General features: G+C 72.4%; 16 protein-coding genes, 1 tRNA gene and 2 pseudogenes. 11 read left to right on the forward strand and 8 right to left on the reverse strand.

The window, feature by feature from the left end; genetic code table 11:
- The first annotated feature begins 4 nt into the window (after window positions 1-4).
- The 7 genes from ACZ6MZ_RS09585 to ACZ6MZ_RS09615 all read left to right on the forward strand — a co-directional run bounded on the left by ACZ6MZ_RS09585 (window position 5) and on the right by ACZ6MZ_RS09615 (window position 6,037).
- Window positions 5-640: a MauE/DoxX family redox-associated membrane protein gene (locus tag ACZ6MZ_RS09585; protein ID WP_469350837.1), complete on the forward strand. Its 636-nt coding sequence runs from the start codon at window positions 5-7 to the stop codon at window positions 638-640.
- Window positions 616-1,149 (forward strand): thioredoxin domain-containing protein, encoded by a 534-nt coding sequence (locus tag ACZ6MZ_RS09590; RefSeq protein ID WP_469350839.1) that lies wholly within the window; start codon window positions 616-618, stop codon window positions 1,147-1,149. The genes ACZ6MZ_RS09585 and ACZ6MZ_RS09590 overlap by 25 nt, the downstream gene beginning before the upstream one ends.
- Window positions 1,146-2,063: a peptidoglycan-binding domain-containing protein gene (locus ACZ6MZ_RS09595; RefSeq protein WP_469350841.1), complete on the forward strand. Its 918-nt coding sequence runs from the start codon at window positions 1,146-1,148 to the stop codon at window positions 2,061-2,063. Before ACZ6MZ_RS09590 ends, ACZ6MZ_RS09595 begins: the two co-directional genes overlap by 4 nt.
- Entirely contained in the window at window positions 2,064-2,252 is a 189-nt protein-coding gene (locus ACZ6MZ_RS09600) for a hypothetical protein (RefSeq protein WP_384186934.1), read from the forward strand.
- A 72-nt stretch (window positions 2,253-2,324) separates the two neighbouring features.
- Window positions 2,325-2,828, forward strand: coding sequence for a hypothetical protein (locus ACZ6MZ_RS09605; protein ID WP_384186931.1), 504 nt, complete (start codon window positions 2,325-2,327; stop codon window positions 2,826-2,828).
- Between the two features lie 475 nt (window positions 2,829-3,303).
- Window positions 3,304-5,052 (forward strand): glycoside hydrolase domain-containing protein, encoded by a 1,749-nt coding sequence (locus ACZ6MZ_RS09610; RefSeq protein WP_469350843.1) that lies wholly within the window; start codon window positions 3,304-3,306, stop codon window positions 5,050-5,052.
- Window positions 5,053-5,098: 46 nt separating this feature from the next.
- On the forward strand, window positions 5,099-6,037 hold the full coding sequence (locus ACZ6MZ_RS09615; protein WP_469350845.1) for a peptidoglycan-binding domain-containing protein: 939 nt from the start codon (window positions 5,099-5,101) through the stop codon (window positions 6,035-6,037).
- Window positions 6,038-6,092: 55 nt separating this feature from the next.
- Here the strand turns inward: ACZ6MZ_RS09615 and selD are convergent, their stop codons facing one another.
- Window positions 6,093-7,136, reverse strand: a complete 1,044-nt coding sequence (gene selD / locus ACZ6MZ_RS09620; protein ID WP_469350847.1) for a selenide, water dikinase SelD — start codon at window positions 7,134-7,136, stop codon at window positions 6,093-6,095.
- A 56-nt stretch (window positions 7,137-7,192) separates the two neighbouring features.
- Here selD and ACZ6MZ_RS09625 point away from each other — a divergent pair.
- The 3 genes from ACZ6MZ_RS09625 to selB all read left to right on the forward strand — a co-directional run bounded on the left by ACZ6MZ_RS09625 (window position 7,193) and on the right by selB (window position 10,419).
- Window positions 7,193-7,286: transfer RNA gene (locus ACZ6MZ_RS09625), tRNA-Sec, on the forward strand.
- Between the two features lie 35 nt (window positions 7,287-7,321).
- The gene (gene selA, locus ACZ6MZ_RS09630; RefSeq protein WP_469351118.1) at window positions 7,322-8,629 is read left to right on the forward strand and encodes an L-seryl-tRNA(Sec) selenium transferase; all 1,308 of its coding nucleotides are present in this window, start codon (window positions 7,322-7,324) and stop codon (window positions 8,627-8,629) included.
- Window positions 8,630-8,631: 2 nt separating this feature from the next.
- The gene (selB, locus tag ACZ6MZ_RS09635; RefSeq protein WP_469350848.1) at window positions 8,632-10,419 is read left to right on the forward strand and encodes a selenocysteine-specific translation elongation factor; all 1,788 of its coding nucleotides are present in this window, start codon (window positions 8,632-8,634) and stop codon (window positions 10,417-10,419) included.
- A gap of 15 nt (window positions 10,420-10,434) precedes the next feature.
- Here the strand turns inward: selB and ACZ6MZ_RS09640 are convergent.
- The 7 genes and pseudogenes from ACZ6MZ_RS09640 to ACZ6MZ_RS09670 form a co-directional block, all read right to left on the reverse strand.
- Window positions 10,435-10,638, reverse strand: a pseudogene (locus ACZ6MZ_RS09640) (ISL3 family transposase); the annotation flags it as partial.
- Window positions 10,639-10,836: 198 nt separating this feature from the next.
- Entirely contained in the window at window positions 10,837-11,802 is a 966-nt protein-coding gene (locus ACZ6MZ_RS09645) for a ScbA/BarX family gamma-butyrolactone biosynthesis protein (RefSeq protein WP_389790889.1), read from the reverse strand.
- 154 nt (window positions 11,803-11,956) lie between these two features.
- On the reverse strand, window positions 11,957-13,600 hold the full coding sequence (locus tag ACZ6MZ_RS09650; RefSeq protein WP_469350850.1) for an FAD-dependent monooxygenase: 1,644 nt from the start codon (window positions 13,598-13,600) through the stop codon (window positions 11,957-11,959).
- Window positions 13,597-14,274 carry an HAD family hydrolase gene (locus tag ACZ6MZ_RS09655; RefSeq protein ID WP_469350852.1) on the reverse strand — a complete coding sequence of 226 codons (678 nt, stop codon included), beginning with the start codon at window positions 14,272-14,274 and terminating at the stop codon, window positions 13,597-13,599. The genes ACZ6MZ_RS09650 and ACZ6MZ_RS09655 overlap by 4 nt, the downstream gene beginning before the upstream one ends.
- Before the next feature lie 264 nt (window positions 14,275-14,538).
- A complete protein-coding gene (locus tag ACZ6MZ_RS09660; protein ID WP_469350853.1) occupies window positions 14,539-16,890 on the reverse strand; it encodes an MMPL family transporter in 2,352 nt (783 codons plus the stop codon).
- Window positions 16,891-17,049: 159 nt separating this feature from the next.
- Window positions 17,050-18,087 (reverse strand): SMP-30/gluconolactonase/LRE family protein, encoded by a 1,038-nt coding sequence (locus ACZ6MZ_RS09665; RefSeq protein WP_469350855.1) that lies wholly within the window; start codon window positions 18,085-18,087, stop codon window positions 17,050-17,052.
- Between the two features lie 251 nt (window positions 18,088-18,338).
- Window positions 18,339-18,425 (reverse strand): annotated as a pseudogene (locus tag ACZ6MZ_RS09670) (IS5/IS1182 family transposase); the annotation flags it as partial.
- Window positions 18,426-18,634: 209 nt separating this feature from the next.
- Here ACZ6MZ_RS09670 and ACZ6MZ_RS09675 point away from each other — a divergent pair.
- The gene (locus tag ACZ6MZ_RS09675) at window positions 18,635-18,898 is read left to right on the forward strand and encodes a YkoF family thiamine-binding protein (protein WP_469350857.1); all 264 of its coding nucleotides are present in this window, start codon (window positions 18,635-18,637) and stop codon (window positions 18,896-18,898) included.
- The last annotated feature ends 27 nt before the right edge of the window (window positions 18,899-18,925 follow it).

Here is an 18,925-nt window from a genome sequence, read left to right on the forward strand (position 1 = left end):
GGCGGTGATCGGCTTCTACGGCGGGCTGACCGCCTCGATCGTCATACTGAGCCTGTTCATGGGTGCGGGCTCTCACGCCGCCCGTCCGGCTGCCCTGGGTGAGGCGCTGCGGGTGCACGGCGTGCTGGGCCCGCGGTTCCGCCGGTTCGCGGCCGCCGTCCTGCCCTTCGCGGAGGGCGCCCTGGGGGCGGTCGGCGCGGCCGCGCTGCTGACAGGTCACCAGCGGGGGCTGCAGGCCGTACTCGCCGCGGGGACCGCCCTCTTCGGGCTCTACGCCGGCTACACGCGGCACGTCCTCGCCCTCGGCCGCGGGGGGCCGTGCGGCTGTTCACGCCAGGATGTGCCCCTGAGCCGCTGGGTGACGCGGCGAGCCGTGGCCCTCGCCGGGCTCGCGCTGGCCGGCGCGGTCATCGCCGGGGCCGGCCCCGTACGGCTCTCCGCGGCGGAGCTGATCACACTGATGCTCGCGGCTTCTGCCTGCACCGTGCTGCTGTGGTCCCTGCCCGCTGCCATGCACGAGCCGACCGCAGCATCCGTTCACCTGCCGACCAGGGCCACTGTTCACCAGCCGACCGAGACCACCGTGCACCGGACTGCCGAAGGAGTGTCGACGCGATGGACTTCACCACCAGCGCTGTGATCGCCTCGTGGGCGGCGATCGCGCTGCTCGCGCTGGTCGTCTCGGGATTGATCAGGCAGGTGCACCAGCTGTCACAAACGCAGCCGCACCACCCCGGGCGGGTGGGCATCGCACCCGGTGCATCGGCGCCCGGGCTCGATCCGGCCGGGCTCGACGGCCTCCTGACGCCGGGCCGCGCCGCGCTGCTGCTCTTCCTTGACGCCGACTGCCGCACCTGCGGCCAGGTGCTCGCCGAGGCCGGCGCCTGGACGATCCGCCAGGGCGCTGCCGCCGCCCCGCAGGTGCTCGGGTTCTACGCGGGCGCCGGGCCGCAGGCCGACGAAGGCGCCGTCCCGGTCAGGGATCACCGTCCGGAGCTGTTCACGGCCTACGACATCCCCGCCACCCCCTATGCGGTGGCCATCGATCCGGAGGGCCGGATCGCGCGTTCGGAGCCGCTCGGTTCACCCACCGCGCTGTTGCGGTTGCTCGACGACATCCAACCCGCAACGCCGAGGAGCCTGCCGTGACTTCATTGGACGACGTGCCCACGCTGCGCCACTCCGGGAGCGGTGGCCGCCGGTCCCGGACCAGGCGCGGGGCTCTTCCATCCTTCGCGCCGTCCAGACGCACAGTGCTGCAGGCGGCGACCGCCGTGGGCTTTGCCGCGCTGGGGGTGTTCACCGCCGCCCGGCAGGCATATGCCGACGGCTACGACATCTGGACCGGTGCGTGCCCGAGTTACGCCGAGGACCACAACTGCTCCCCGGGCTGCGGGCCCAGCACCATCTATGCCGACGCGTGCGTGACATCGGGGACGAACACCGGCTTCCACCGGTCGGACGGTGTCACCTGGACGCTGCGGCCCAACCAGTGCTACGCCGGTACCTACGACGGCTGGCTGTGGCGCTACAGCGCGGCCTGCGGCAGCTGCGGCTGCGGTATCGAGCGGCGCTGCCACGACGGGTACCGCAACACCGGCTCCGGCTGGGTGAAGTCCATCTGCCGCTGGACCACCGACTGCGACTGCCCTGGCTCCATCAGCTGGCCGACCCTCGGTCGCGGCGCCACCGGGCCCGACGTCCACACCATCCAGCACCTGCTCACCTACCACGGTCATCCGGCGGCTGCCGACGGCATCTTCGGGCCGGGCACCGAGGCGCAGGTCGACGCGTTCCAGTCGGCGAACGGACTCAGCCCCACGGGCAGCGTCAGCCCGGCCACCTGGCCGGTACTGGTCGTCACCGTGCGCCAAGGAGACGTGAACGATGCCGTACGCGGCGCGCAGCGGCAGCTCAACAAGCACGGCTCCGCACTGACGGTCGACGGCAACTTCGGTTCGCTCACCGGGCAGGCCGTCGTCTCGTTCCAGTCGCTGCACGGCCTGACCGCCGACGGCGTGGTCGGTCAGAACACCTGGCTCACGCTGACCGGGACCGTCTAGATGAGCGAGTCCGGCCGTCCTGCGGCCTGGCCGAGCGGCGCCCGTACCGTACGGGCGCTGCTCACCGATCCCGCCCTGCCCCTGGCGGCCCTGGGGATCGCGGTGATCGCCGCCGCCCTCTACGCCCCCATGCTGACCTGGGCGATCACCGGCGGTCTGGCCGGCTACTCGCTCTCCGGCTCCGTTTGAACGCGCAACAGCGCGTTCGCGCTGGCCTCGCCAGGTTGGCGGGCAACGTACAGACAGGCGCTGGTCCTCGGCGTGTTCACCGTCGGCCTGCTGGTCGGCGGGGTGCTGACGGCCGGGGTGTTGTGGCTCCTGTCCGGTCTCTTCACACCGCTCCCGGCCGACGTGCGGAAAGGGCTGATCGTGGCCGTCGCGCTGCTCGCCGCCCTGCGCGACGCGGGCAAGCTGCCGCTACGGATGCCGCAGAACGCCCGGCAGATACCGCAGGACGTACTGCGCCGCCATCTGGCGCGCGGCGCCCTGCAGTTCGGCTTCGAGCTCGGTACGGGCGTGCGTACCTATGTCTCGGCGAGTGCGCCGTACGCGATGGCGGTCGCGGTGCTGTTGTCCGGGGGCTCCTACGCGCCCGCCCTGGCGGCCGGACTCGGCTTCGGAGCGGGCCGGGCACTCACCCCGGCTCTGCGCAGGCTTTCCGGAAACGGGGAGCGCTGGGACGGCCTGCTCGCGCGGCGGCTGAGCGGCATGACCGTCCTGTGCTCCGTGCTGATCGCCGCTGCCGCCTGCGCGATCTTCCGATAGCGTCATCGCCCGATGTCGTGACAGGGCACGGAGGTTGTACTCGCAACGACCGTGGCCTGCAGGCCGGTTGTGCCGGAGGTCTGGTCCTGTGGCAGATGGTGGAGGTGTGGACAGGCAACGGTCGTGGAGGTCAAACTCGCCTCGGCCTTCTCGCCGGGAATCGGGAAGGACTCATAACGGAGGCGCGATGTTGAGGCGTACGACGCAACTCGTTCTTGCTGTTGTCATGACCGCGACAGCAGCCGTGGGTCGCACGCTGGCCACGGCCGCCCCCGACCACAACGACCACACCCACGTGGACGGACGCACCAGCCGCTCCTGGTCCGCGCCCCATTGCGGCGTCTGACCGGCAAGTCCCCACGCACACAGCAGTCCACCTACCCCGGGTCGGCCTCCGGCCCGGGGGGAGCGGCCCGCCCTGGCCGCGCCGCTCCCCCCCACACTTTCTCCCCCACTTTCGAGTAGGAGTGCCCTGATGTCGTCCCGCACCCCCTGGCGCGCCCGCGCCGGAACGGCCCTGCTGGCGGTGCTCGCCGGTATCGGCGCGTTCGCCGTACCCGGCAACGCCCTGGCCGATTCCCCGCCCGAGAGCAGGCAGACCGTCACCTACCACGGCTACCGTATCGAGGTGCCCGCCGAATGGCAGGTGGTCGATCTGGCCGAGAACCCGCGCGCCTGCCTCCGGTTCGACAGACCCGCCGTCTACCTGGGCGAGCCCGCCGACCAGAACGACTGCCCCGCCGGAGTCGTCGGCCGTGCGGCGGGCATCGTCGTGGAGCCCATCACCGCCCGCTCCGCCGGCCAGGCGACGGCGGCGACCGCGCGGACCCAGCGCGGCAAGGCCACCGTTCCGACCGCCGCGTCCAGCAACGACACCATCCAGATCGCGGTCGAGGACGCCGGCGTCCTCGTGACCGCCGCCCACACCCCGCAAACCGAGAGCCTGGTGCGCGGCGTTCTCGCCTCGGCCGACCTCACCAAGGGCGCCGAGCGCACCGAGCTGCCCCGCGCGGCTCAGCGGTCCGACGCCACCCCCCTGGCCGCGGCCGGGCCGCAACCGGGCAGCTACCTGGGCAAGGGCTTCGACGCCTGTACCGCGCCCTCGCAAGCCGCTATGAACGCCTGGCAGGCGAGCTCGCCGTACAGCGCGGTCGGCGTCTACATCAGCGGCTCCTTCCGGGGCTGCGCCCAGCCGAATCTGACGGCGAGCTGGGTGACCAGCCAGACCAACAACGGATGGCGTCTGTTCCCCATCGACGTTGGCCGCCAGGCACCGTGCACCAGCTACTCGCTGACGATTTCCACCGATCCGGCCACGGCCAAGTCCCAGGGTGTCTCCGCCGCGGCCGGCGCCATCACCGCCGCGTCGAACCTCGGTATCCCGGCGGGCAGCGCCCTCTACAGCGACATCGAGGCGTACAGCTCCACGGCCTCCTGCAAGGCGGCCGTGCTGTCGTACCTGTCCGGCTGGACCGAGCGGCTGCACAGCAGCGGCTATCTGTCGGGCCTCTACTCCAGCGCCGCCTCCGGCATCAAGGACGCCGCCAGCGAGTACAACAACAGCGCCTACACGCGGGTCGACCACCTTTTCTACGCGTGGTGGAACGGCGCCGCCGACACCAACACCGGTTCCTACGTGCCGTCCACCTACTGGTCCAACCACCAGCGGATCCATCAGTACGCGGGTGAGGTCACGGAGTCCTACGGCGGCTACTCGATCACCATCGACCGCGACTACCTGGACGTGGGCAACGGCACCCCGCCCCCGTCCACCTGCACCGGGGTGAACTTCAGCTTCACCGCGTACACCACCGTCCAGAGCGGCTCGTCCGGAGACCAGGTCAAGGCGGCCCAGTGCCTGCTCAAGGCCGCCGGCTTCGACCCGGGCACCCCGGACGGGATCTTCGGGCCCGCCACCACCACCGCCAGTCGGAACTTCCAGGCCGGCAAGGGGCTCACGGCGGACGGTGTGGTCGGCGCGAAGACCTGGACGGCTCTGCTGTCCCGCGGATCCGCCCCGACCATCCAGAACGGCTCGACGGGAGAGGCCGTCACCCGGCTGCAGCGCGCCCTGACCGCCGCGCTCGGGCGGACCGTGGCCATCGACGGCGCCTTCGGCTCGGGCACCGGCCAGGCCGTACGCGACTACCAGTCCTCGCGCGGGCTGGGCGCCGACGGCATCGTCGGCCCCGCCACCTGGGGCGCTCTTCAGTCGGGAAAGTGAGCAGGAAGGTGAGCCGAGAAGCGAACAGGAAAGTGAGGCAGGAATCGTGAGACGACTCGCACGCATCATCACGCTGTTGACCGCGGTGGCGGGCCTGCTCTTCGGACTGGGCGTCCCCGCGCAGGCGTTCCCGCAGGCCGCGTTCCCGCTGACGAGCAACGGCAACCGGGGCTCCGACGTCGTCGCGCTGCAGCATCTGCTCGCCGCGCACGGCCGCTCCGTGGCGGTGGACGGCGTCTTCAGCTCGGGCACGCAGAGCGCCGTGGTGGGCTTCCAGCAGTCCAAGGGCCTGGCCGCGGACGGCATCGTCGGGCCCGCCACCTGGGGCGCGCTCGCCGTCACCGTACGACAGGGCGACAACGGGCCGGCGGTGAAGGCCGTCCAGTCGCTGCTCAATGCCAAGCGGGGCGCCGGCCTCTCGGTCGACGGGGCCTTCGGACCCGCCAGCGACTCCGCCGTCCGCACCTTCCAGTCCCATGCGGGAATCGGCGCGGACGGCGTCGTCGGGCCGGCCACCTGGCAGAACCTGCTGTGGCACTACGAGAACATCGGCTTCGGCGGCGGCTCGATGTGCGCCCAGAGTCCCGACGGGAACGCGGGCGCCCACTGGGCGACAGCCGGCGCCGTCGGCCAGCTGGAGGCCGCCGCCGCCACGTTCGCCACCACCGGGAACGGCAGACTTCCGGTCGGCGACGCGGGCTTCGAGCACGGTGGGGACATACCCGGCCACGGCAGCCACGATGTCGGGATGGACATCGACGTGTGGCCGGCCCGCACCGACTCGGCGCAGTGCACCGCGGGGCGTATCACCTGGGAGTCGAGCACCTACGACCGCGCGGCCACCCGCAGGCTCGTGCAGGAGATCCGGGCGAAGGCCCCCGGCCACGTCCAGCTGATCTTCTTCAATGATCCGCAGCTGATCTCGGAAGGACTGACCACGAGCTACCCGAACCACGACAACCACCTGCACATCCGCTACCGGTAGCGGGCCGGCCGCGGGCCCGGGGCCTCGCCCGCGGACCTGCGGCCGTCCGCAGCGCTCAGCGGATCACCAGCGTGGTGCCGGCCACGGCGGGCACCAGTTCCCCGATGACCGGATGTCCGGGTATCTCCCCGGCGACCAGCAGTCCGCCGGAGGTCTGCGCGTCGGCAAGCAGGTGCAACTGGTCGTCGCTCGCCCGTCCCGCGTCCAGGTGCGGACTCACCCAGTCGAGATTGCGCCGGGTGCCTCCGCTGACGTACCCGGCCCGCAGGGACTCCCAGGCGCTGTCGAGCACGGGGACGGCGGCGGCGTCCACCACGGCCGTGACGCCGCTGGCCCTGGCCAGTTTGTGCAGATGGCCGAGCAGACCGAATCCGGTCACATCGGTAGCGCACACGGCGCCGGCCTCCAGGGCAGCGGCACTGGCCTTGTCGTTGAGCGCCGCCATGACGGCGACGGCGTGCGCAAAGACCTCGCCCGTCCGCTTGTGGCGGTTGTTGAGTATTCCGACACCCAGCGGTTTGGTCAGCGTCAGCGGCACACCCGGCCGGCCGGCGTCGTTGCGCAGCAGCCGGTCCGGATCCACCAGGCCGGTCACGGCCATTCCGTAGAGCGGTTCCGGGCTGTCGATGCTGTGGCCGCCGCCGACGAGGCAGCCGGCGCTGCGGGCGACGTCGAGCGCTCCCGCCAGGACCTCCCGGGCCAGCTCCGCGGGGAGTACGTCACGGGGCCAGCCCAGCAGGTTGAGCCCGACGAGGGGCCGGCCGCCCATCGCGTAGACGTCGGACAGGGCGTTGGCCGCGGCGATTCGGCCCCAGTCGCGGGCGTCGTCGACGACGGGCGTGAAGAAGTCGGCCGTCGACACCAGGGCGGTGCCGTCACCGGTGCGCACCACCGCGGCGTCGTCGCCGTCGTCGAGTCCGACCAGCAGCCGGTCCTCGTCGCTGCGCAGGGCCTGTCCGGGGTTCCGGGGCTGCCGCAGTCCCGCGACCATCGCCTCCAGCTCCCCCGGAGGGATCTTGCAGGCGCAACCGCCGCCGCGTGCGTACTGGGTCAGCCGTACGGGCGCGGCGGATCCGGCGGCGGGGCCAACAGTCTTCATACGACGATCATTTCACCCCTTGCCCCAGCAGCGTGCGGGGATCACAATCTTGCTCCGGAGGCGTTGGGCGGGCTGGTGCCCCTCCCGATCTTCAAAATCGGTGTGGTCCGGAAACCGGGCCAGGCGGGTTCGATTCCCGTCCGCCTCCGCTGACTTCGATCGGGGTGGCGCGAGTGGCTGACAAGATGCGGCAGCCGCCGACGGACACCCGGCGGCAGGTGCCGAGCGCCACGGTGCTGCTCGGCGATCCCCGGCTGAGCGAGGCGTCCGCACGGCTGGGCAGGCCCCTCGTCAAGGCCGCGGTCGCCATCGCCCAGCAGGCCGTACGCGACGGACGGATCGGCCCGGGTGACGCGGTCCATGCCGCTCTCGCCGCGCTCCCCGCCCGCGCGGCCGGGCTGAGCCCCGTGCACAACGCCACCGGTGTGGTGCTGCACACCAATCTGGGACGGGCCCCGCTGTCGCGGTCCGCGCTGGAGGCGATGGCGGCAGCCGGCGGATACACGGACGTCGAGCTGGACCTGAGAACCGGCAGACGGGCGTCGCGCGGCCGCAGCGCCATGGCGGCCCTTCGGGAAGCGGTGCCGGCCGCAGAGGCCGTGCACGTGGTCAACAACGGAGCCGCCGCCCTGGCCCTGGCGGCGGTGACGCTGGCCCCGGGGCGCGACATCCTGCTCAGCCGGGGCGAGTTCGTGGAGATCGGCGACGGCTTCCGGATACCCGAACTGCTGGCCTCCTGCGGCGCCCGGATACGCGAGGTCGGCACCACCAACCGGACCCGTCTCGGCGACTACGCGGACGCCGTCGGCCCGGACACCGGCTTCATCCTCAAGGTCCACCCGTCGAACTTCACCGTGAGCGGATTCACCCGGGAAGTGGACGCCGGGGAACTGGCGTCGCTGGGCCTGCCCGTGGTGGTCGACATCGGCTCCGGCCTCCTCACGCCTGACCCGGTGCTACCGGACGAGCCGGACGCGGCCACGGCCCTGCGCGCCGGCGCCACGCTGGTCACCGCCAGTGGGGACAAGCTGCTCGGCGGTCCGCAGGCGGGGCTGGTCCTCGGCAGGGCCGCCGTCGTGGAGCGGATGCGCCGCCATCCGCTGGCCCGCGCCCTGCGCGTGGACAAGTTCACCCTGGCCGCGCTGGAAGCGACACTGCGCGGTCCCGAGCCACCCGTGCACGCAGCCGTGCACATGCCGCTGCCGCAGCTGCGCATCCGCACGCTGCGCCTGGCCGAGGACGTGGCGCGCCGAGGTCTGGACGCGCGCGTCGTGCCCTGCGAGGCAGTGGTGGGAGGAGGCGGCGCCCCCGGGACCGCCCTGCCGTCCTGTGCGCTCAGCCTCCCCGACGACTTGGCGACGCCGCTGCGCACCGGTGAACCGGCCGTGCTCGGCCGGGTGGTGCGCGGCCGGCTGCTGCTGGACCTGCGGTGCGTACCGCAGGCGTGCGACGGCGACATCCTTGCCGCGGTGCTGCGCGCGGCAGGGCGGTGATCATGCGGGTCATCGCGACGGCGGGGCATGTCGACCACGGCAAGAGCACACTGATCCACGCGCTGACCGGCAACCACCCCGACCGGCTGGCAGAGGAGCGGCGCCGTGGTCTGACCATCGACCTGGGCTTTGCTTGGACGGATCTGCCATCGGGCGAACGGCTCGCGTTCGTCGACGTCCCGGGACACGAGAGGTTCGTCCCCACCATGCTGGCCGGCGTGGGGCCCGTGCCCGCCGTGCTGTTCGTCGTCGCCGCCGACGAAGGCTGGAAGCCGCAGTCCGCCGAGCACCTCGCCGCCGTGGACGCCCTGGGTGTACGGCATGGACTGCTCGCCGTCACCCGCTGCGATCTGGCCGACCCCGGCCCCGCCACGGCGCAGGCGCGGGACCGGATCCGGTCCAGCACCCTCGGCGGCGTCGAGGCCGTGGCCGTCAGCGCCCGCACCGGCGCGGGCCTCGCGGAGTTGCGCGCCGCCCTCGGCCGGCTGGCCGCGCGGCTGCCGGACGGGGACGCCGACTCCCCGGTGCGGCTGTGGATCGACCGGTCCTTCACCGTGCGCGGCAGCGGGCTGGTGGTCACCGGCACGCTCGGTGCGGGGCGGATCCGCCGGGGCGACGTCCTGGTGACCGCCCGGACCGGCCGTCCCGTGCGCGTCAGGGGTTTGCAGGCCCTCGGCGAGAAGACCGATCTGGTGCGGGCCACCGCCCGGGTCGCCGTCAACCTCAGGGACCTCGACAAGGAGTCGACGGGCCGCGGCGACGCCCTGCTCACCCCCGACAGCTTCCTCCCCTGCCTCCACTGCGACGTGCGCGTACACGGCGGAACACCGGCCGCGGCGCTGCCCCGCACCGCTGTCGCCCACATCGGCTCGGCGGCCGTGCCCGTACGCGTACGGCCGCTCGGTGGGGATATCGTCCGGCTGACCCTGCCGGCGCCACTGCCCCTCCGTATCGGTGACCGCGCGGTGCTGCGCGATCCCGGTCTGCGGCGTGTGCTGGCCGGCCTGGAGGTGCTCGACCCCCAGCCACCGGAACTGCGGCTCCGCGGCTCCGCGGCACGGCGCGCGGCAGACCTCGGCGACGCTCGCGGCACTCCGGGCGAGGCGGCCGAGCTACGGCGCCGGCTGCTGGTCAGGCGCGGGGAGCTGACCGCGATGGGGGTGGCCGTCCACACCACGCCGGTCGCGGGCGACTGGCTTGCGGACCCCGCCCACTGGACCGCGCTGAGGGCCCGGCTGGCCGAACTGGTCACGGCGTACCGCTCCCAGCGGCCCACCGAGGAGGGCATGCCGGTGGAGGCCGCTCGGCACCGTCTGGGGCTGCCGGCTGTCTCCCTGGTGGAGGCACTGGTCACGCCGCCCTTGCGGATGAGCCGCGGGCGCGTGACCGCCGGGCCTGCGGCACTGCCCGCCGCTGTGGCGGACGCGGTGCACCGTCTCACCACGGAGCTCGCCCGTCGGCCCTTCGCCGCGCCCCACGCCCAGCAGCTCGCGGAACTCGGCTTCGGCCGGCGCGAGCTCGCCACGGCGGTCCGCCACGGAGCGGTACTGCGACTCGCGGAGCACGTGGTGCTGCTACCGGACGCCCCCCGGCTGGCGGCCGACCGGCTGAGCGAACTCGACCAGCCGTTCACCGTGGGAACGGCGAGCCGCGCCCTGGACACCACCCGACGCGTCACCGTGCCCCTGCTGGAGCACTGCGACGGTCAGGGCATCACCCAGCTGCTTCCCGACAAGCGCCGCCGATGCGCGTCCCGCAGTCGGCCGGCGCCGGTCACCACACCGCCCTGAAACCGAGCTGTCGTCAAGACTGGAAGCTCCCGCCCGGCCCGCTAACTCCTTGACCACAGCCTTGACTTGCCTGGCCAGGCGGGCCGTGCGTCGCTGGTAACGCTCCAGCACCCCGGGCATCTGCTCGCGGAAGGTCTGCCGGCAGCCGCGCGTGGGACACACCAAGCGCCGCACCCGCACACGGACCACCACCCGCCGTCCGTCGACCGGCACGTCGGCCGTCCGCAGTCCCCGGGCCCGCGGAACCCGGCATGCCAGCCGCCGCGCACCCCTGACCAGCACCGCCCTCGGACAGGGAACAACGCGACATCACGGGCACAAGATCGATCTACCCGACCCCGAGACACCGGCCGGACAGCATCACCGCAGGCCAGAACTGCCCCAGACACTCACCCGAGTTTCCAGCGTCCGAGTAATTCAGACCCACTGTGCCACCTCGAGCCGCATGGCCGTGCTGATGGTGCCCTCCTGCACGGCCTCCACCACGACGGGAGTGGTGAAGGTGCACAGGTCTTCGTCCCAGCGGAATCCGTCGACGGTCGCTCGCAGCCTGGTGATGCGGTCGAGCTCCACGTAGTCGGCGAAGTCGGAGGTGATGGAGGCGACCGACAGGCTGTAGGGGTCCAGGGCGTGCAGCCGGGCGACGGCGGCGACGGCCAGCTGACGCGCGGCCTCCATCTGTAGATGGCCCGGCACGTGGTCCAGCGGATGGTCGAAGACGTGCGGGTGGCTGGTGTCCACCACCAACTGGCAACCGAACCGTCCCGCGTCGGCGACGGGCTCGGTGACGAACACGTTCCGGGAGTCTCGCCGTCCCACGTGGGAGGGCTCGGCCGCCGTGAACCGCGGCAGCAGGAAGCCGGGGTGGTCGGGCGACAGCCGTCTGCTGCGCATGGCCTGGTAGGCGGCCTTGGACAGGATCAGCAGCCCGCCCTCTCCGTGCATCGCGGGCCGTCCGTCGACCTCGATGTCCCCGATGAAGCTGAACCCCTGGAGGCGGCCGGCCTTGTTGCGCCGGGTCCGCACGCTCACGGTGATCCGCGCGTTGGCGGGTCGCGAGCCGATGCGCAGGGATTCGAAGGCGGTGGTACGGAGTGTCAGGTTCCGGAAGATGAACGCGGAGCCCAGTTGCACTTCCAGGTGGCGGTGGGCGATCAGGACCCCGGCCTGACGCACCACTTCGACCATCAGGCTGAAGTCGTACAGCGGGAAGCTCTCCCCGATCATATGGGCGCGCGGGAGCTGTGCGGCGACGACGAAGGTGTCCTCGCCCGTCTCGGTCGAGTCGGTGACGAACACCTCGGCTATCGAGGATCTGTGGACCAGGGCGCGTGGAACGGTCGCGTCGTAGCTCAGCTCCACATGGTCATTCCCGGGTGGCATGGGGGCCGTCCCGGACGCGGGAGTGGAGGCGGGTACGGCCATGGGGATTGGCGTGGGCGCATGCGAGGAAAGGGACGGGGACGCGGACATGGGGATGGTCATGGTCGGGGTCGATCCTTCCAGGGGGATAGCACGAGCGGTGTGCTGAACCTCGTCAAGGCCCTACGGCCGGTACCGGGGTGATGCGAGGCGGCCGGGACGGGAGCCGGGAGAGGAGCGCGTCGAGGTCGGCCAGGCCCGAGCGGGCCGCGACGACCCCGTCGGGCCGCAGGTACGCGCACCACGGGGTACCGGCTCCGCCCAGCGCGTCGTCCGTCTCCCGCGCCACGGCGAACCCGGCGCCGTCCTGCGGGAGATCGGCGGGAGCCGTGTCGGCAGGCTGGATCCACAGCACCCGCACGATGTCCCCGGTACCCCGTTCCCCCACGGTCGCCGCGGCTCGCGCGGCGAGTTCCCCGGCGGCCAGGTCGCCGTGAACCAGCACGGTGTGCCGGCCGGCCGACAGGTGGGCGTGGAGCGACTCCGCCTCAGTGCCGTGCACCGGGGCGAGCGCCAGGTCGGGGGCGCGTCGGCCGAGCCGCAGTGCGCGCGGTACGGACGGGGCGCCGTCGAGATCGGCCACCGCCGGGCTCCCGGAGTGGTCCAGGTCGAGCTGGGCGAGCAGGGGGATCACCTTCTTCTCCAGCAGGCCGGTGGCGGACAGCAGCCGCAGCACCGTGTTCCGCAGGAGCCGCGCCGCGGGATTGCGCAGCAGCCACATCCGGGTCTGCTGATCACCGTTCGCGACCGCCCTGACGGACGCCGGGCGGCGTTCCGCCTCGAAGCTGTCGAGCAGCGCCGGATCAGTGCCGCGTACGACGCTCGCGAGTTTCCAGCCCACGTCGTAGCCGTCCTGGACACCCGTGTTGAGTCCCTGGCCGCCGGCGGTGGTGTGGGCGTGCACCGCGTCGCCCGCCAGCAGCACCGGGCCCTCCCGGAACCGGGGGGCGACCTTGGCGTGCACAAAGAAGCGGCTGGCCCACCAGGTGCCGTGCAGGCGCAGCCCGCCCGGGCCGCGTTCGTCGAGGAGCCGCTGCAGCATCTCCTCGGAGGGCGGTTCGGTCTGCCCGTCCGGCTCCATGTCGAAGAAGACGCGGTGGCCGTCGGGCTGGGGGACGATGACCAGTACGCCGTCCGGTGCGACGTGGTGCTGCACCTCGGCCTCGGCGGGCGCGCCCTCCAGCCGGCCGTCCCCGATCAGGAACATACGGTCGAAGGTGTGGCCCTCGAAGGGGATGCCGACGCTGTCGCGCACCAGGCTGCGGGCGCCGTCGGCGGCGATCAGCCAGGACACCGTGAGGGTCTCCTCGCCACGGGCCGAGCACAGCGTCACTGTCGCCGACTCCGCGGGGCCGCCACGGTTCACGGTGACCGCCGTGACCTCGGTCTCCCACTCGACGGTGCCGCCCAGTTCCGTCAGCCGGGCGTGCAGCGCCCGCTCGGTCACCGGCTGCGGTACGCAGAGGGGGCCGGGGAAGGCGGTACCCGTCAGCCCGCCGAAGCGCGCCCCGGCGAGGCGCCGGCCGTTCGACCAGTACGACGCCCCGGTCAGCGGCAGCGCCGTCTCGGCGATTTTCTCGGCGACGCCGAGGCGGTGCAGGCACTCCAGGGCGCCGCTCCACAGCACCAGCCCCTTGGGGGCGATGCCGGGCCCCGGGCGCCGGTCGACGACGCGGCAGGGCACGCCGAGGTCCCGCAACACGGCGGCGGCGGTGAGCCCGGTGGGCCCGGCGCCGACGACCAGAACCGGAACGGTCAATTCAGCTCACCTCTCCCGGCGTCGGCGGCCATGGCCAGGGGGCGGTCGAGCAACGCGGAGATCTCGTGGACGGCGCCGTCGGTGTCGGCGAACCGCACCGAGCGGATGCCGAGTTCCGCCGCGGCCACGCAGTTCTCCTCCGTGTCGTCGACGAACAGGCAGCGCTGCGGGGTGGTGCCGAGCCGTTCGAGCAGGATCCGGTAGATGGCCGGGTCGGGCTTGCGTACGCCTTCCCGGTGCGAGTCCACGACGACATCGAAGAGTTCGTCGACGGGGAGCTGGGCGCGCCACAGCGGTTCCCACTCGCGGACGTTGTTGGTGAGCAGGGCGAGCCGGTAGCCGTCGCCGCGCAGGCCGCGCAGGAACTCCAGGAACGGCTCGTTGGGGCGCCGGCCGCGGAACCACAGCTCGCCGAAGCTCCGCCCGTCCGCCAGGATGCGGCCCGCGTCCTCGGGGAGTTCGGCCAGGATCCGGTCCACCATCTGGCGCTCCGTGATCGCGCCGGTCTCCAGTGCCGCCATCGGCATCTCCCCGTGGCGTTCCGTCGACGCCAGGAGTGCCTGGGCGAGGTCGCCCGCGTCGATCCCGGCCAGTTCGGCGAAAGCGACGAAGGTCTCCACGAGCGGGTTCGTCAGCACGCCCCCGTAGTCGACGACGATCGTGTCGAAGGTCATGTCGTTCCCTTCTCCCAACACGACGCGGCGTACCGACCGCGACCGTGGCCCGAACGGTTGAGTGGCTGTCATCGAACCCCCTTGCTCAGGGGTGCTCCGGGTTGCTCCGGCGTCCGCCCGATGGGGTGCTCCGGACGCTAACAACGAGGACTTGCGCCGTGCCAAAGCCGCTGCGCCCCGCCAGGACGAGTGCACCCCGCCAAAGCAAGTGCGGGAGGACCTGTTGGGGTCCTCCCGCATCCCGAACTCGCCTCGCCGCAGTCGTCAGTCGGCCGGCTTTCCGCCCACCGCGCCGACCGCGGGCACGGGTTCCTCCCGCCTCGCCGCTGCCGCGTCCGGCGTGCCGGTCGCGTCCGCCACGGGCGCAGGGCGTTCCGAGCCGCCCTCGCTGATGCCGAACCGCGCGTGCAGTCGGCGCAGCGGCCCGGGTGCCCACCAGGCCGCCCGGCCGGTGAGCGCCAGCACCGCGGGCACGAGCAGTGTGCGGATCACCATCGCGTCCATGAGGATCGCCAGGGCGACCCCCAGTCCGAGCATCTTCGTGTTGGTGATCCGGGACGTGCCGATGGCCACCATGACGACGGAGAGGACAAGCGCGGCGGCGGTGATGACGCCCCCGGTGCTGCGGATGCCCTGCACCACGGCGGCCTTGTGGTCGAGCAGGCGCTCGTGTTCCTCCTTGATCCGGGAGAGCAGGAAGACCCCGTAGTCCATGGAGAGCCCGAAGGCGAGGCAGAACATCAGCACAGGCAGCGCCGTCTCGATGCTCCCGGTCGGGGTGAAGCCCAGCAGCCCCGACAGGTTCCCGTCCTGGAAGACCCACACCACGGCCCCCAGCATCGCGGTCAGGCTGAGCGCGTTGAGCAGCACCGCCTGGACCGGCACCAGCACACTGCCGGTGAGCAGGAACACCAGCACCAGCGTGGCGAGCACGATGATGCCGAGGGCCCACGGCAGGCCTCGTCCGATGGCCGCCTGGCTGTCGATCATGGCCGCGGTCGTACCGGAGGTGTACGTGGGGAACGCCGCGTCCACCGCCCGTACGTCCCGTACCAGGTCCTTGCCCTCGTCGGAGACCTCCTCCGCGGCGGGCACCACCGTGAGGTACGAGACGGCGCCGGAGGTGCGGCCGGGCTGCGCGGGCCCGGCGGCCTTGCCCTCGGTGTAGCGGCCCGTCGGGGCGTCCACCCGCAGCACCCCGGGAAGCCGGGACAACTCCTCGGCGTAGCTGCCGAGTTCAGCGGGGGACGCCTGCTTGGTGACGACCTCGGTCACTCCGGTGGGGTTGCCCTGGAAGCCGTCCTTGATGTGCTGCTGCACCACCCGGGGCTCGGCCGACGCGGGGAGCTGCCGGTAGTCGGCGGTGCCGAAGTCGACGTTCAGGAAGGGCGCGCCGAGCAGCAGCAGGACTGCGAGGGTGCCGGTGGCCACCAGGGGCGCGCGCCGCATCACCCACCGCGCCAGCCGGGCCCAGCCCGCCCCGGCCTCGGTGGCCCGCCGCTGCTCGCGGGAGCGGCGCCGGAACAGCTTGCGGACGTCCAGCGCGTCGATCCGGCGGCCCAGGACGGCGAGCAGCGCGGGCAGGACGACCAGGGCCGCCACGGCCGCCAGGACCACCACGCTGATCCCCGCGTACGCGAGGGAGCGCAGGAAGTACAGCGGGAAGACCAGCATCGCGGCGAGCGAGACGGCGACCGTGGCGGCCGAGAACAGCACGGTCCGCCCTGCGGTGTTGAGGGTGACAGCGAGCGCGCCGGGCGTGTCCCGGCCGTTCGCGAGTTCCTCCCGGTAGCGGCGCACGATCAGCAGCGCGTAGTCGATGGCCAGGCCGAGGCCCAGTGCGGTGGTGAGGTTGGTGGCGAAGACGGAGACGTCGGTGAAGGACGTCAGGATGCGCAGCACCGCGTTGGTGCCGAGGATCGCGATGATGCCGATACCCAGCGGGAGCAGGGCGGCGACGGCGCTGCCGAACACGATCATGAGGATGATCAGCGTGATCGGCAGCGCGATGGCCTCGGCGCGCAGCAGGTCCTCGCTGATGAGGGTCTGCTGCTCGTGCTGGACGGCGACGCTGCCCCCGATCCGGACGGTGAGGTCGCCCTGCCGTCCGTCGAAGTGTCCGGTGATCCGCTCCTCCAGCGTGCGCTCGGCCTCCAGATCGTCCCCGGTGAGCCGGGCCACCACCAGGGCCCCATGGCCGTCCTCGGAGCGCAGCGCCGGTGCCCCGGTGTCCCAGTAGGAGGTGACCCCGGTGATGCCCTTCTCGTCGGCGAGGCGAGCGGCGAGTTCCCTTCCCTGACGTGCTGTGTCGGCGTCGTCGACCCCGCTGCCGGCCCGGGCCAGCAGGACGAGGTTGGGGCGGGCGCCGGGGAACTCCCGCTCCAGGATGTCCGCGGCGTGCGAGGACTCGGAGGCGGGGTCGACGACGCCGCCGCTGCCGCCGCTGCGCAGCCGGTCGGCCACCCCGCTGCCCAGGACGACGGCCCCGGCCAGGAGGATCACGGTGAGGACGAGCAGCAGCCGGGCCCGGGCGCCGGTCAGCCGGGCGAGGCCGCTGAACAGGCCGCGGGGCGGGGCCGTTTCGGGCGGCGGGGTGTCATGGGCTACGGGTGACAAGGGGACTCCCGGGAGGTCTGAGCTGGTGAGGTGCGTACGGCGCCGTACGCGGCGAGCGCCGCAGGCAGGGCCGTATGTGCCGTAGATACAGAGCCGTGCGTACGGAGCACCGCGTGCAGAGCCGTGCACGCGGACTCCGGTCGAGGCGCCGGCGCGCCGTCAGCAGCGACGCAGGTGGAACTGGCCCGGCGTGGTGGAGGGGACGCCGGTCAGGATTTCGCGGAGCCCGCCGCTGACCACGTAGTCGCCGTACGGAGTCACGGCGATGGTCGTGGGGTCCTCGATCGGCCAGGTCTGGTCCTTCACCGTGCGCGCGGTACGCCAGTTGTCGGTGGACCGCAGCACCACGACCGCGTCCCTGCCCGTGCGTCCACCGGACAGCGACAGGTCGTTGGCCGCGGCGATCAGAGAGCCGTCCTTGCGCAACGCGAGACCGTCGAGGGAGAGCGGCGCGCGGTCGAGCCGTACCTCGCTGACCACCGGCCGCGCCGACCGGGGACGGTCGATGCGGAAGAGCCGGCCGCCGTCGTACTTGCCCATGAGGAGGAAGCCCGCGGGGTGGGCGACGATCCCGTTCGGTCCCGTTTCGGAGGTGACGAAGCGGCCGTCCTGGATCACCTGGATCACCTTGCCGTCGCTGCTCACCACGCTGACGGTGTCGACCCCGGTGTCGGTGACGTAGATGGTGCCGTGGTCGTCGACGGTGACGTCGTTGGCGCGCGGCTCGGCCTGACCGGCGGACAGGTCGACCAGGTGCTGTACGGCACCGGTGGTCAGGTCGAAGACACCGACCCCGGACACCGGGGGCTGCGAGGGGTCCACCATGCCGAGCAGCCGCAAGAAGTAGTCGGTGTAGGCGGCCAGCACCCGGTTACGGGCGGCGTCCACCGTGATGCCGAGCACCGAGACCTGGGCGAACGGGGCGACCAGCGGAGTCACCGAACCGTCCGCCCTGACCACTGAGATCGTGCCCTGCGCGCTCGACCCGACGAGGAACGCCTTCCTCCGCGGATCCCAGGCGACGCCCTCCGGGTACACGCCCGGGGCGGTGACGGAGAGGGTGCGCGGCAGCGGGCAGCCTGCGGACCGGGACACCGCGAACGCCGGCAGGGGGGTGGCGGCGAGTGTGCCACCCACGGCACCCGCGGCGGCGAGTCTGAGCAGAGTACGGCGGGAGGCCGGAACTGGCGCGTTCAATGTGTGTTCCTTCAGGCGGTGGTTACGACCCTGCGGTGGCAAGGCCGGAGGTCGGGTGATCGGCTGGCCGACATAGGGCACGGCAGAAGAGCCGGGCGGCCGCCCGGCGCCGGGCGAAACCACCGAGCCAGGCTGCCTGACGGCCTGCGAAGAGCCTCTCAATACCCGCTGAAGAACCGCTGAAACGGTGCTGTGCTTGGGGAACACCGTCCTGGGCGGGAGCGGGAGCGGCCGAAGAGTGCGCTGTGGTCGGCTGCCGACTTCGACACCCCGGACACTGGTGCCGGTTGGCGCAGCGTCAGGTTGCTGCGCCAGTACGCGGCGATCAGGAGCACGCGTCCTCCGGCGGCCAGCAGTTACGGGACAGCCCTTACGCATCTCTGCTGATCGCCGCGGGAGAGTCCGTTAAGGTCGTGTCGGAGCGACTGGGGCACACCAGCGCTGCGATGACCCTGAACGGGCGTTCGGTGCCCTGAAGGGGGAATGTGCCCTCTCAGCCGGAGGGCTGAGAGAACGCGCAGGTCAGAGCCGACGCCAGGGGCACACAGTGCGATTGAGAGTGGAGTTCACGACCGAGCCCTTCGATCTCGACGAGGCGCCCGCTCACGCGGTGGTGGCCCGCGAGGTCGTCCAGGGCGCCGCGCTGGACGCCGTCGACGTCGGCCCGTTCGGCAATACGGCGGAAGGCGGCGCCGACGCCGTGCTGACCACGGTGGACGCACTGCTGCGCGCCTCGCTGGCCGCCGGCGCGACGCGGGTCTCCCTCCAGGTCAATGTGATCGGCGACGCGGACGCGGAGGGCGGCCGGTGACCGAGCCGCGCGACCACCCCTTCGTTG

The organism is Streptomyces sp. NPDC042201, assembly GCF_055582185.1.

What these genes read in the sequence shown, in the direction of transcription:
- selA (WP_469351118.1), top strand. Translation starts at nt 7,322, where the DNA reads ATGCGGCAGCCGCCGACGGACACCCGGCGGCAGGTGCCGAGCGCCACG.
- ACZ6MZ_RS09645 (WP_389790889.1), bottom strand. Translation starts at nt 11,802, where the DNA reads ATGCCACCCGGGAATGACCATGTGGAGCTGAGCTACGACGCGACCGTT.
- selD (WP_469350847.1), bottom strand. Translation starts at nt 7,136, where the DNA reads ATGAAGACTGTTGGCCCCGCCGCCGGATCCGCCGCGCCCGTACGGCTG.
- ACZ6MZ_RS09610 (WP_469350843.1), top strand. Translation starts at nt 3,304, where the DNA reads ATGTCGTCCCGCACCCCCTGGCGCGCCCGCGCCGGAACGGCCCTGCTG.
- ACZ6MZ_RS09600 (WP_384186934.1), top strand. Translation starts at nt 2,064, where the DNA reads ATGAGCGAGTCCGGCCGTCCTGCGGCCTGGCCGAGCGGCGCCCGTACC.
- selB (WP_469350848.1), top strand. Translation starts at nt 8,632, where the DNA reads ATGCGGGTCATCGCGACGGCGGGGCATGTCGACCACGGCAAGAGCACA.
- ACZ6MZ_RS09590 (WP_469350839.1), top strand. Translation starts at nt 616, where the DNA reads ATGGACTTCACCACCAGCGCTGTGATCGCCTCGTGGGCGGCGATCGCG.
- ACZ6MZ_RS09655 (WP_469350852.1), bottom strand. Translation starts at nt 14,274, where the DNA reads ATGACCTTCGACACGATCGTCGTCGACTACGGGGGCGTGCTGACGAAC.